The sequence below is a fragment of the Micromonospora sp. SL4-19 genome, assembly GCF_047921475.1.
Lineage (GTDB): Bacteria > Actinomycetota > Actinomycetes > Mycobacteriales > Micromonosporaceae > Micromonospora.
In genome coordinates this window covers 138,021-151,761 of the sequence record NZ_JBLROB010000001.1, presented here as the reverse complement: position 1 = coordinate 151,761, position 13,741 = coordinate 138,021, and the positions used below count along the sequence as shown (strand labels likewise).

Below are 13,741 nucleotides of genomic sequence, written 5' to 3'. Positions count from 1 at the left end.
GGTGACATCGATCGGCTTCCCCGATACCCTCACCGCACCCCACGTGGGTGGGGCGCGGAGGTGAGCGGGGATGGCTCGACGGGGCTGGCTGGTATGGGTGGTCACCGCGCTGACCGCGGTCAGTGGCTGCGGCGTGATCGGCGGCCCAGGCGGAGATGACCAGGACCGGGCGCACCAGCAGGCCCGCGATGCCCTGACCCGCTACGACCAGGCGGTCCGCGACGCCGGTGGGGCGCAGAGCTTCGTGCCGGTCGGGGACCTGACCGGCCAGCTCGGCGACTGGGAACTGGCGAACGGGGACAACAACAAGCAGGCGTTGCTGGCCGGCCGGGTCGTCGTCGACGGGGAACTCGCCGCCGGGCAGACGACGGGGCAGGTGGTGTGGGAGGACGGCCGGACGCAGCCCGTTGCCGTGCTGTCGGCCAGGGACGCGATCGCGCAGATGAACGCGGTGGTCGGCGACTGCTCCGGATGCGCACCCCTGCAGGTCACCGCCGCGCGCCTGACCACGGCGCGGATTCCCACCACGCGTGGCCCCGCCACGGCCCCCGCCTGGGAATTCACCCTCAAGGACACGGCGGTGCGGCTCACCCGGATCGCGGTCGCCCCCGCCATCGTGGTGACGCCACCGTCATGGGACCCCGACCAGCCGCTCGCGCTGTCGATCGAGTCGGCGACCGGGGCCACGACGAGCCAGCAGCTGACCGTCGCCTTCACGGGCTCCCCGGAGCCCGGCAGCAAGCCGTGCGGCGCCGACTACCGGGCGGAGGCCGTCGAGTCGGCCAACGCCGTCGTCGTGATCGTCATCGAGAAGCGCCACGGCTTTGGCGAGTCGTGTGCGGATGTCGGAGCGCGCCGCACCGCCACCGTCGACCTGGCCCAACCATTGGGAGGACGGGCAGTCCTCGATGTGCAGCAGGGAATGCCGGTCGCGCTGACGGTCACCGGCTGACCCGCGCGGCCGATCCCTGGTTACCCCCCAAGTGGCACCTGGACGGCGACGTCGCGCCGAGGGTAGTACGCCTCCACCTGCGCCGCGCCGTACTTGTCGCGGAACATCTGCACGACGTGCTTGACCCGATCGGACTCGGTGATCGGGGTGGCGCTCGAGCTCAACGCCGTGCCGTTCGCGGCCACCTGGATCATGGGTGTCTTGCGTACGTTCTTGTACCACTCGCTGTTCGACCCGGTCACCGGGACCAGGAACACGCTGTCCTCTTCCTGCACGAACCACACGGGGTGCGAGATCTGCCGTCCGGACTTCCGCCCGGTCACGGTGATCTCGACTTCCCTGACGCCCTCGAGAGCGTCAATGATCGCGTTGGCCACGATGTCCTCCGACAGCTTCCCGACGTGTCTCCACCTGCCAGGCTATGGAGCTTCCCGTCCACTCGCGGTGGGTTCCGGGACCCCGAGCGCAACACCCGCCCCAGGTGCCTCACGTAAACCCGCTTCGCCGGCTTCCCGGCGCGGTGGCGAGTGCGAGAGCCGCACCCGCCACCGCGCCAGGGGTCACGCACGCGGCGCTCGGACCGCCGCGCGGGCTGCCGTCAGCGGGGGTACGCCACCGGGCTGCGGAATCCGTCCCGGTTGACGGCCCGTACGCCGAAGAAGACGTTGTCCTTGGACAGGTCGACGGTCGCGGTGGTGACGTCGCCCACCTCGATGACATGGGTCCAGTCCGGCTCGGTCGTCTCCCGCCAGACCAGCTCGTAGCCGGCCAGGTCCTCCTCCGTGCCCCGCTGCCAGGTCAGTGTGGTGTCGTTGGTGAGCGAGCTGGTGAGCATCCTCGCGTTCCTCGGGGTGCCTGGTGCCTGGGCCAGCGACCACATCACCGCGCCGTTCACCCGGGCGACTCGGGTGATGTAGTCGAAGTCGCAGAATTCAGGCAGGTCGCCATACTGCTTGCCGTCCACGACGCGGACATCCTGGTGCTGGTGGGCGAAGTCCTCGTTCGGCTCGGTGAACCGGCCCGCCGGCCAGCCCTCCTCCAGAAAGGGGATGTGGTCGCTGCCGCGCAGGTAGCGGTCCCGCCGGTAGATCACCCGAACCTGCATGCCAGTGAAGCTGCGCGGGTTGACATCGGTGACGAAGCGGGCGAGCTGACGGGACACGCCATCGTTCTCGCCCCCAACCGACTTCCGGTTGGACGCCTGCTGCGCCGTCTCGGAGGTCGGCACCCCCTCGGCGAAGAGCCGAACGGTGCGGTTGTCGCGGGCGCCGTCGTCAGCGGTGCTGCTTCCGATGATGTCGTTACTGAACATGCCTTGGACGTCGACCCCGGCGGCCTTGAGCTGCTTCGCCATGTAAGTCGAGCCGTAGAGGCCCTGCTCCTCACCGGCGACCGCAGCGAAGATGATGGTGGCCCTGGTACGCCTCGTGGCCAGCACCCGGGCAAGCTCCATGATCACCGCCACGCCGGAGGCGTCGTCGTCGGCGCCCGGTGCGTCGCTGACGGCGTCGTCGACATTGCTGGCCCGGGAGTCGTAGTGCCCGGTGATGACATACACCCGGTTCGGGTCGGCGTCGCCACGCAGGGTGGCGATCACGTTGGTGATCTGGGTCGGCACCGGAATCCGGGAGGCCCGTCCCTGCAGGTAGGACTGGAGCTCGACGGTCATCCGGCCACCGGAGGCGGCGGCGTAGCCGAGCATCTCCTGGTAGATCCAGTCCCGCGCCGCGCCGATGCCACGCTCCGGGTCGGTCTGGCTGGACAGGGTGTGGCGGGTCCCGAACGCGGCCAGCCGCCGCACCGTGGCCTCGATGCGCGCCTCGTCGACCTCGGCGAGGATCCGCTTGAGCTCGTTGTCGGGCAGCTGGGGCTTGGCCGGCTTGCCCGGTCCGTCGATGCGGTGCGCGCCGGGGGCGGCTGCGGCCGGAGTGCCCATCAGAGGTACGGCCACAGTCGCTGCGGCGGTGGCGGCGGACGCGGTCAGGAAGGTCCGGCGGGTGGACTTCGTGGGTTCCGCGCCGGTCGGCTTTGAGGAGGTCATGCGATGATCGTGACCACCGACCAGGATGGATGTCTATATCAATTGATCGAAATTTGAGCTTGGCTCGGCCTGGCGCACCCGGACACTCTGCCTGGACTGGCAGCAATGGGGCGGGTTTCGGCCGCCGTGCTTCCTAAGAGGAGCCGACTGCCCGGGGGAATGACGGACCGCTTCCGTGGGTACGCGACCAGTGACCGATCACGGCCCGCTGAGGAGGTGAGGGCGTGCCCCGGGAGAGCCTGACGAGCTCCACCCCACGCCATGCCGCACCCTCGCCTGAACGGGAGCCGGACACGGCCGGTTCGGATTGGCGGGACCGCTGGGCGAACCGCGAGAACAGGCGGCGGCGGCGCGCGTACGAGGACACCGTCGAGGCCTGGTCCCTGCAGGGCATCCGGCTGCTCCGCCTGCGCGCCGAGGCCGAGAACGTCCCGGCCGAATCGCCGGCCGGCCTGCCCGTGGACCTGGCCGACGGCGAGGTCGTCGTCGCCGTGCAGCCGAAGGCGGAGCTGGTGGAGGTCCAGCCCGGCCGCCACGCCGACCTCCCCGTACCCGAACTCGCCGTCCTTCCCGTTCGGCGGACACGGCGGGCACGCCGTCTGCCGCACGGCCTCCGGGTGGCCGATGCCGGGACGGCCGTAGTCACCGATCGCCGGGTCATCCTCCTCGGCCGCCAGGACGATCGCGAGTGGGCGTTCCCGCTGCTGAGCGGCCTCGCGCACTACCCGACGGCGCCCATCACGCTGCTGCACACCGCCGACGGCCGGCCACTGGCCGGCCTCCGGGTTCCCGTGGACGAGGCGGCCCGCTTCCGGCTGAGGCTGACCATGGCGTACGCGGATGCCGCCGGTCGGCGCCCGACCGTTCTCGCCCGGCTCGACCGGGCGGTGGCCGCCAACCGGCGGTCGCCGCCGCCGATGTCGATGCTGGCAACGGCGGAGCAGGCGCCAGCGTGAGCTCGCCTCGCCCACCCCGCGATCGCTGCGGCCGCCGTCGCACTGATCGCCCTGCCGACATACGCCATGATCGTCGACGCGGGCGGGCCGGACGATTCCTTCCGAGTCGGTGACGGCCCACCGCCGCGCACGGCGCTTCCCGAACCGGAGACCGGGACACGATCCGGCAGTGCCCCCACCAGCGCGTCGCCGGCACCCGGCGGCGCCACCACGACCGCATCGCCGGTACCCGCGACGACCACTCCCGGCAGGGCTGCCGGTTCGCCGACCCTGCAGCCGGTCGCCCCGCGCCGATCGACCCCGACTCCCCGCCCGCCGGCCCCAGCTCCCCGCCCCGTCACGCGGCCCGCGCCACCGCCGGCTGCCGGCCCAGGGCCGGGCCGGGCCGTCCGACCTCGGCCCCGCCGACCGGGCCCGGGGGCCACCCGACGCCGGCGGACCGGTGCGGGGCACCGGCGAATCCGTACGGCTACACCTACTGCACCGGCGAACTCGTCCACGAGCCGGCCGCCGGTGTATGCGACTATTTCACCTGCTTGGAGGGCTTCTGGGCGGGCAGGGGCTACATGATCGTGTGCGATGACGGGCGGATCGGCATGGTCGGCGGCCCTACCGGCAGGTGCCCGGAGCGCGCGGGCCGGAAGGACCCGGTGTACGCGGCCGGTAACTAGCCGTTCGCCCCGCCGCTCGACGCGAATGACCTGGGACTGGGGACATCGTTCATCCCGAGTCCATTGACCTTGACCAGTGCCCCCGTTTCGCCCCGCAGCCGCTTGAGCCGCGCGTCCACGACAATCGGCGGGTGTTGACGATGCTTGCGTACCTGAACGAGTAAGGCATACTGCCGGCCGGGTCTCATGAGCGATTTGCCTGACTTTCCGAGCACTCAGACACCTCGATTCGGCGATTTCGGCACCCTTCATGCCTGCTCGTTCGATGGAGTAGTGGCGACTCAGGGGTCCCGCTGCCAGGGCTCTGCCTATAGGGTCCGAAGACCGCCAGTGGGGAGGTGGGTGGGGATGCGCGCGTGGCTGCGGCAGGCGCCGAAGCCGGACTGGAATCTGCTGCTTCTTCCGTCGCCCAGACCAGGCCCAGTCGACTGATCGGAGCCGTAGGCGGCACAGTCCGCTCGACCATGCATCCTTACAACGAGTCAAAGGGTTCCCATGTTCTCCCGCACCACGTCCCCGGCTGAGTCGCCGTCGTTGATCCTCGACCGCGCCACCTCCCTGGTCGACTACCTGATGGCCGTGCGGGCCCAGATGGAGAAGCCGGCCCGGACGGTGCCGCAGGCCGACGCGTTCTGGGAGCACGACCTGCCCGTCCACCCGGACTGTCAGGTCGGTGTCTCTCCGGACGGCAGCAGCTGGTTGCGGGTGGGTCTGCCGCCTGCGCCGAAGCAGCTCCGGGCACCCGGCGAGTTCAGCCCATACCTCGCTGGGCCGCCGTCGTACGAGGTCGAGCCACGGCTGTCCGGAGACGAGGAGACGGTCGAGCGTCTCCGTACCCGGTTCGAGCAGTGGCAGGAACGGGACTGGCGCCCGTGGGCCGAGCAGGCCCGGCGCATCGAGGCGGTGCGACGGCTGCACCGGAGCCTGTTCGACCTGAAGCACCGCGTCGACATGAACGCCGCCACCCATGAGCTGGTGTGGGGGCATGGCGTCCTGCGGACAGATGTCGGCGCTAGTCGGGTGCAGTACCCGCTCGTGGTGACGCCGGTCGCGATCGAGTTCGACGCCGACCGGTCGATGATCCGGGTGGTGCCGCAGGGTGCCGGTCGCCTCCAGACCGACCCGCTGACCGGTCTCGACGAGCGGTACCTCAGCCAGCTGCTTGCGCTCGCCGGCTCCGGCGGGCAGCTCGACCTCGACGTCTGGGACGACTTCACCCGCCTGGAGTTCCTCGAACGGGCCCTGCGCCGTCTCGGGCTTGATCCGACCGTCCGGGCCGCCGGCGCGCCCGCTCCGGCCGGCTCTTACGTCCACGACACCGGCGTGCTCTTTGTCCGGCCCCGGCAGCGGATGCTGCGCCGCTTCCTCGAGGAACTGCGGGCCCGCCTACTCAACGGCGACACCGCGAGCATCGGTGCGCTGGCCGCCATCCTCGCCCATGAGCCGAGCCGTCTGGAGATGCCGCACGACCAGCCGGCGCGGTGGGCACCGCTGGGGGAGCGGCTACTCATGCCGCTGCCCACCAATGAGGCGCAGGAGTCCATTGCCAGACGGCTCTCCCAGCACCGCAACGTGGCCGTCCAGGGTCCGCCCGGCACGGGCAAGACCCACACCATCCGTAACCTGATCTGCCACCTGATGGCGCACGGGAAGCGGGTGCTCGTGGTCGCGCAGAAGGAGGACCCGCTGCGGGTCCTGCGGGACGGGCTGCCCCAGGAGATCCAAGCGCTCTGCCTGGCGGTGCTCGGCCGCTCCACCGACCAGCTCGTCCAGCTCCAGCTCGCCGCCCGGGAGCTGTCTGACCGGGGCGCCACCCTCGACAAGCTTAGCGAGCAGCAGCGGGTGGACCGGCTGCGCCGCCAGCTCGAGGAGGCTGAACGGGACCTCGGGCAGGCGCTCGTGGCGCTGCGCACCCTGGCGGAGAACGAGTCCGCGCAGTATGAGATCGACGGCATCCGGCTGTCGCCGAGCGACGTCGGCAGCTGGCTGCGCGATCGTGTCGACCGGTACGGCGACATCCCCGATGAGATCCCCCCGCACCTCGACGCCCCGCTCACTGTCGAGGAGTTCACCGACCTGCTCGAAATTGCCCGCCGTACCGTCCGCCAGGACCGCACGCAGGCGCTGCGGCACCTGCCGACGGCGGCCGCGCTGCCGACCGCCTCGGCCGTCCTCGCCGCGCGGCGGGAACTCGCCGCCACCCGCGCTGAGCTTGACCGGCTCGTCGCCGCCGGCGTGGTGCTGCCGGAGGTACGGGCGTTCGGCCGGACCGCTCTCGACGAGCTCGCCGGGCACCTGCGGGAGGCGCTCGCCGTGCTCACCCTCCGGGAAAGCGCCTGGACGGACGGGCTCGCCAAGCTGCTGCAGGCCGACCCAAACTGGCGGGCCATGTGGGAGGACCACGTCGGGGCCTGCCAGCGGGCGCTCGGCGAACTCGCTGCGGCGGCCCGGGTCGTCGCCGGCCACCAGGTGGCCGTCCCCGATGTGCACCTCGCCGAACCGCGCCGGCTGTTGACTCAGCTCGGCGAGCTGCGCCAACGTTTCGGCGCGGGCAAGGGCGTCAACAAGCTCTTCCAGGGCGCCCTCGCCAAACTCGCCATGGACTGCCGCATCGACGGTGAGATCCTGCGCACGACCGACGACGTCGACATCGTCGTCGCGTACGTCCACCGGCTGCGGCTGCGGCAGGAGCTGGCTACCCGGTGGACCGAGTGGCGGAACCTGCTCAATCTGCCACACGAACCCGGGGACCAGCCCGAACTCTGGGCGGGCCGGCTGCTCACCGACGCGGCGACCGCCCTGGATTGGGACCGCCGACGCTGGCCCACCCTGTACGCAACCCTCCGCCGGCTGGTGCCTGGGGTCGAGCAGGCGGTCGACGTACGCCGGCTGACCGCGCTCACCGATGTGGTCGGCCGCTGCGCGACGGTGCTCCAGTACGACCAGCTGGTCGCCGACGAGCGGGACCTCGGCGCTCTGCTGCAGCAGGGTATGTCGAGTGCCGACGCCAGTGAGCTGTGGCGGCTGCTGGACCAGAGCCGCCAGCGGGCAGACGTCGCCGGCTGGGACGGCGTCCTCGACGAGGTACGCCGACTGGCCGGCCTGCGCCCGGACGCGCAACGGTTCACCGAACTCGCCGAACGACTCCGCCCGGCTGCCCCCACCTGGACCGCCCAGATCGACGCCGGCACCGCCGCCGCCCTCGCCGGCACCGGCGGCGACTGCCTGCACCGGTGGCAGTGGCGCCGCGCCCAGACCTGGTTCGGTACCGTCGTCGGCAGCGTCGACCCGGTCGCGCTCGGCCGGCGGGTCGAGCAGACCCGGGACCGCATCCGGCGGCTCACCCAGGAACTCGTCGTCGCCTCCTCCTGGCTGGAGGTCTCCAAGGCGCTCGATGACCGCCGGCGGGCCGCGCTCGCCGATTGGACGACCGCGCTGCGCAAGATCGGCAAGGGCACCGGCAAGAACGCCGCCCAGTGGCAGGCACACGCCCAGCGGGCCATGAGCGCCGCCGTCGACGCCGTACCGGTCTGGGTCATGTCCGTCGACCGGGCCATTGAGCAGTTCGCGGGCGGGGCGCACTTCGACGTCGTGATTGTCGACGAGGCCTCCCAAGCCGACATGTTCTCCCTGCCCGTCCTGAGCCTCGCCGAACGGGCCGTTGTCGTCGGGGACGACCAGCAGATCGGCCCGCAGCTGTCGTTCGTCGGCGCGGTCACCGGCCTGATCAACTCGCACCTGGTCGACGTGCCCTCCGCCGAGCACTTCGACCCGGAGAGCAGCCTCTACGACCATGCCGTCCGGCGCTCCCCGGAACGCATCCTGCTCACCGAGCACTTCCGCTCCGTACCGGCGATCATCGGATTCTCCAGCGAGACGTACTACGGCGGGGAGATCGAGCCGCTGCGCACCGACCGGCACGCCGGTATCGGCGATCCTGTCATTGCTGTGCACGTGCCCGAGGGCATCCGCCAGGGCCTCGTCGGCTACGGCGACGTCAACGTCCCCGAGGCCGAAGCCCTCGTCGCGCGGGTCGCGGCGATCGTCGCCGACCCCGCGTACGAGGGACGCAGCATCGGGGTGGTCAGCCTGCTCAGCACCAGCGGCCAAGCCCTCTATCTGCTCACCCGCCTCCGTGAGGAGATCGGTGAGGAGGAGATGGAACGGCGCCGGCTGCGCGTCGGCGACTCGTACACGTTCCAGGGCGACGAGCGGGACATCGTCCTGGTGTCGATGGTTGTCGAGCCGCATCACGGTCCGGTGTCCGCCTTCACCAAGCGGGACCACCACCGGCGGGTCAACGTCGCCGCCTCCCGTGCGCGCGACCAGCTGTGGGTGTTCCACTCGGTGCAGCCGGCCGACCTGCGCGAGGACGACGCCCGCGGACTGCTGCTCACCTACTGCCACAACGTCAACGCTGTCGACGAGGCGTATGACGACCTGGAGAAGCGTTGCGACAGCGACTTCGAACGTGAGGTGCTGAGTCGCATCCTGCGCCGCGGGTACCGGCCGCTGCCCCAGTTCCGCATCGGCGGGTACCGGATCGACTTCGTCCTGCCTGCTCCGGACGGCCGGCGGCTTGCCATCGAGTGCGACGGCGACGCGTACCACGGGCCGGACCAGTGGGAGAGCGACATGCGCCGGCAGGCGGTGCTGGAACGGGTCGGCAACTGTGTGTTCGTCCGTATTCGCGGCAGCGTGTTCAGCCGGGATCCGGAGGCGGCGCTGGCACCACTCTGGCAGCGGATCGACGAGTTGGGCATCACATTCGCTGAGCCGACTCTCGCGTCTCAGCCAGGTGGCCCTGCGGCCGGCACCGATTCCAGGGCGGTCGTGGATGGCGTTGCTCATGAAGAGGAGGCCTTGCCATCGGATCCGGTTGCGACTGCAACTGAATCGTCGACGAACGCTGGGTCCAACGCCGTCGCTTCTGCTGATGGCTCACCCCCAATTCGTGTCGAGCGGGAGGCCGCTGGTGGCGACCCTGCCGAAGCGGAACCGCGGATCATCGAGGTTCGGGCGCTGGAGAACCTGCCGGATGTTGAGGCGACGGTAGCTCCGGCCGCGGCCGAGCCGGCTTTGAAGCCCGGGAAGGATCCTTCCGGCCTTCAAGAGGGCGATAGTGAGGGTGATTCCTCGGCATCGAATGAGCCATCGGCGCACCAGCCCAGTCCGGTCGTTGAGGTTGGTCCGCTGGATCAGCTGCGCCACGGGGTGCCGTCGCGCCCGGGGGACCAGGCGACGCAACAGATGCCCTGCCCGGCCTCGGCTGAAGAGGCAGCAACAGATTCGGATGCCGGACAACCGGCTGAGCCGACGGCGCCACCTCCGGCAGCCGGGCAAGGCTCCCTCCCGCCTACGTCCGTCGCGACCACAAGGGAACCGGATGCTCCCGTGCCTGCTGGCTACGACAGCCTCGCGTGGCTGCGGCCGTACGAGGCTCGGGCCGCCATTACCAGCTACCACGATCGGTGCGACATCCCCATCCGGCACGACGGAAAGGTTCTCGGGTGGGCCAGGTTCCACCCAGGCACCTCCGCGGAGGCTCGAGCTCACCGGGCAAATATCAGAATTGACCGGGTTGGTCCCGGTGGCCCTGAAGTAGTTTGCTGGGTGCACCAGAACGAGGCGAAGGCGGTCATCCAAGCAGCCAGCTGGCGGCAAGACGTTCGCTGGGAGGGCCCCCAGGGTGGCCACGGGGGGTTGGTCCAATACTTTTCGCCCACCAGCCCCGCCGCAGTCCGACACCGGAGTGTGACCCGTCTGCTGCGGTTGGCGGACCACGACGCAACCCACACGACGGATCTCGGCGACAGCGATGCCCGGGACATCGCGAAGCCGATTGAGGGAGTTGACGCCGAGCAGCCGCAGCGGGGAACAGCGACTCAGAGGGTGAAACGGGTCGCTCAGTCCCGCAGACACCTGACGGACCCAACCGCGACCGGGAGGGGTGAGCAATCGGGGCTGGAGCGAGCCTTCCACCAGGCGATGGTCCGCATCCTCGTGCGGGCGCGCGATGAGGCCAACTACAACCCGACTCTCCTGCTGAGGATGGTCACCGAAATGGGGGGACTCGCCGCGGCCCGACAGCTTCTCCGCAATCCGGTGGTTTCGGATGGCTTTACCGCGCTGTGGGAGCGGAACCGCGTGGATCTGACGGTGGAGGCTCTCGCGCTGCAGCCGGAGTTCCATTCGCTCTTCACGGAGGAAGAGCTGACGGTGGCCAGCAGCCGGGTCGAGGAGGCCTCCTCGCGCAGCTCCTGAGGTTGAGCCGGGTTGGCCGCCAGCACGGCGAGATGGTGCTGACGGCCACCTCAGCGGCTGAACACCAGAGGTGACTGGAAGGCGCCGGCGGGGTCGTGCTCAACCTGCGCCCAGCGTGTCAGCCAGCTCGCCCGTGTCCGCGCAGCAGTCGAGTGGTGCTCCTGTAGCGTTCGGCGGCCTCGCTGCTTGGCTGGAAGTACTGCACCAGCCCTGTGGCGACGCCGTCGGGGCTGAGAATGGGCACCGACCGTTCCTCCGCCACCGCCTGGATGATGCTGAACGCCTCGTGCTCGCGAATCCAGCACACGATGCGCTCGCCCTGCGACCTGGCTCTGGCCAGCGTCACGTTGGCGCGGAACTTGGACGCGTCACCGGAGCTGTCGTCGACGTAACGGGCCCAGCCCGCGATCTTGTCTCCATCGTGCACGGGAACGTCGGAGTGCAGTTGGTAGGCCAGCACAGCGGCCTCCGCCTCGTGCGGTCGGACCCACCCCACACTGCGGTATCCCGTCGGCACCGGCACTGAGCCGTTGTCGGACGACACCTGGTCGTGCTGTTCCCCCGACCTGACGTCGATCATCTCGTCGTTGGCGTAGCCCTCGTTGTCGTGTTCGTTCCGTCCGCCCGCGGGATCCGGCCGATCAGATGGTGGCTGATCTACCCACTGATGGCGGGGACGGGTCCATACCTGCTCCAAGAGGCCGGCGATGTCATCGTCGCCCCGCTGGCGGTATGTCGACAGAATTTGTCGAGGCTTGGCATGGACCGGAAGATCAACCGCCATGGCCAAGGCCATCTGTGCGTCTTCCGGGTTTCCGACGCCCTCGTCGCACCCCGTGAGCGCCGCAGCCTGCTCCAAGGGGTGGTCTTCGGGGTTGACCGGGTCTAGGAGCGTGACGTCGAAACGGCCGTACGGGCCGAACTCGAGGAAGATGTTCTGCCCCTCCTGCACTTCAAGGCGGTCGAGAAATCTCTTGATCGTTCCGCTTGACGGCTGCAGACCCGTCCATCGGATGCTCTGCGGGCCGAGGTCCGATTCCAGCTCCACCACCTCGCCTTGCGCGCATCCGACGAGGCTGGCCACGCCAGATGGCACCGGGAAACCAGAGCCGCGTAGATGATCGCGGGTGATGGTCACCCGGAACTTCCACCAGTCGTCGTCGCATTTGAAGAGCCGGCGGGTGGCGCTGGGGGCCTTGCGGGGTGCCGCTGGCGCCTCCCGACGCCGGACCACGCCCTGAACGATTTCGTAGTCGCCGTTTCCAGCGTAGGCCCGCACGCTGCTCGGCGAGACGTCGAACCGGCTGGTGATCGAATCGATCAGCTGCCCGATCTCAACTTCGCCTCCTGCAGCGGCGAGTTCAAGGCCGATCTGCTGCCGTATCGAGGTGTACTCCTCCAGCTGCCAGCTCGCAAGCCCCCAGGTCGCCCGATCGGTCCTCACAAAACGTTCGTCGTCGCCCAGCTGGTTGGCCAGGCTCCGGATGCTGTTGTCCCGATCCATCTGCCGCTGCAACTCGTCGATGTGCAGCGGTTCGCCAGTCGCGGCCAGCAGACCCGCCGCGTGGTCACTTAGTGAGCTGGTACGGGTCAGGATCTGGTTGTTGTGAAGCACGTAGCCGCACCAGCTGAGCCAGGCGAGCAGTTCGGTCTTCGGCATCGAAGTGGCGGAGGTGACGGCGGCCAGATCGACCAGGCCATGTTCGGTCGCGAAGTCCTCGAGCAGGATGCGGGTCTGCTCGCGCGCGGCGGCGACATCGGGAGCGGCCGCCCACCCGTCCGTAACCTCAAAGTAGTCATCCAAGCGGTCCAGTACGAGCCAGAGGGGGACGTTCACCCCTGGGACATCACGGGCGAGGTCGGGGTGCAGGGTGATCAGTCGGTCCAAGGCGGCGATCGGTTGGATCTCCGTGCGCAGACTGGCCAGGAGATTCCCAATGGTGGTGCCGAAGTGGAACCTCGCGGTCAGCAGATCCTTCACCTTGGTCTCAATCTGCCGGACGCGCTCGCGGGATACGTCGAACTCGCTCGCCAGCTCGGCGAGTTTCTTTGGAGGCCTGCCGAGGAACCGATCCCGCACGATGCGCGCCTGCCGCTCGTCGAGTTCAGATAGGAACGCGGTGAACTCGAGGACTGGGTCTGAGCTTCCGTTGACGGAAGCCATATCTGCTGCGGTGAGTGAGTTGAGGCGGAGAGCCAGTTCCTGGATCTCCTCAGGGGCGCCGTCCTCGATCACGACTTTCAGTAGGGGCTCATCTCCGCGGCGGCGGATGTGGCGCCAACCTGCCAGCTGAGCGAGGTCCTCCAGCAGCTGACGCTGCGCGGGGGGCAGCTGCACCTGCGGCGCCCCGCCGATCGGCTGCCGGTCATCCCCCGGATCCTCCCACTCGCTCAGCTCACCGGAGCGGACGATCGCCGCCGAGACGAGGGCCGTGACTGCATCCTCGACCGTGTTATGGCCCGTTCCGCGTACGTCGTAGAGGTCCCTGACCGTCAGCGGCTCGAGGTCGGCGACGGTCTGCACCTGCAGGCGCTGAAATGCCGTTTCGACCCTGGAGCTCGTGGCAAGAGTGGACAGGGGAAGTCGGCGAGGGACTGTGGGGAAACTCGGGCCGAGGGCGGCAACTGAATGACGGAGGACGAAAAGCCGTGCGAGGTGACGGCAGAGCGCCTCGTGCTCAGCCGTCATCGTCGTGACCGCCGGCGACTCGGTGATCCACCAGTCAGGCGAAGGAGTCAGGTCCGTGAGCTCGCGCGCTGTCGCCGGCGTGTACGGGGCGAGCCAGGGCAGCAGCCGGGTCCAAGGCGCATCGTGGTACGCCTCCGGAGGGAGATCTCCGAATGCCGTGCTGGTCAC

6 protein-coding genes are annotated in these 13,741 nt (G+C 69.6%); 3 read left to right on the top strand and 3 right to left on the bottom strand.

What is annotated here, in order from left to right; genetic code table 11:
- Positions 1-70: 70 nt before the first annotated feature.
- A complete protein-coding gene (locus tag ACNAVT_RS00600; RefSeq protein WP_416291737.1) occupies positions 71-952 on the top strand; it encodes a hypothetical protein in 882 nt (293 codons plus the stop codon).
- Between the two features lie 20 nt (positions 953-972).
- On the opposite strand, the gene ACNAVT_RS00595 is transcribed toward ACNAVT_RS00600, so the two are convergent.
- Entirely contained in the window at positions 973-1,329 is a 357-nt protein-coding gene (locus tag ACNAVT_RS00595; RefSeq protein WP_416291735.1) for a nitroreductase/quinone reductase family protein, read from the bottom strand.
- Between the two features lie 221 nt (positions 1,330-1,550).
- On the bottom strand, positions 1,551-2,993 hold the full coding sequence (locus tag ACNAVT_RS00590) for a M28 family metallopeptidase (RefSeq protein WP_416291733.1): 1,443 nt from the start codon (positions 2,991-2,993) through the stop codon (positions 1,551-1,553).
- Positions 2,994-3,217: 224 nt separating this feature from the next.
- Here ACNAVT_RS00590 and ACNAVT_RS00585 point away from each other — a divergent pair, with 224 nt between their 5' ends.
- Positions 3,218-3,949, top strand: a complete 732-nt coding sequence (locus ACNAVT_RS00585) for a hypothetical protein (protein WP_416291732.1) — start codon at positions 3,218-3,220, stop codon at positions 3,947-3,949.
- 1,166 nt (positions 3,950-5,115) lie between these two features.
- Positions 5,116-10,884: an AAA domain-containing protein gene (locus tag ACNAVT_RS00580; protein WP_416291730.1), complete on the top strand. Its 5,769-nt coding sequence runs from the start codon at positions 5,116-5,118 to the stop codon at positions 10,882-10,884.
- Positions 10,885-11,002: 118 nt separating this feature from the next.
- Here ACNAVT_RS00580 and ACNAVT_RS00575 read toward each other — a convergent pair whose 3' ends face one another.
- Positions 11,003-13,741 (bottom strand): sigma factor-like helix-turn-helix DNA-binding protein, encoded by a 2,739-nt coding sequence (locus ACNAVT_RS00575; RefSeq protein WP_416291728.1) that lies wholly within the window; start codon positions 13,739-13,741, stop codon positions 11,003-11,005.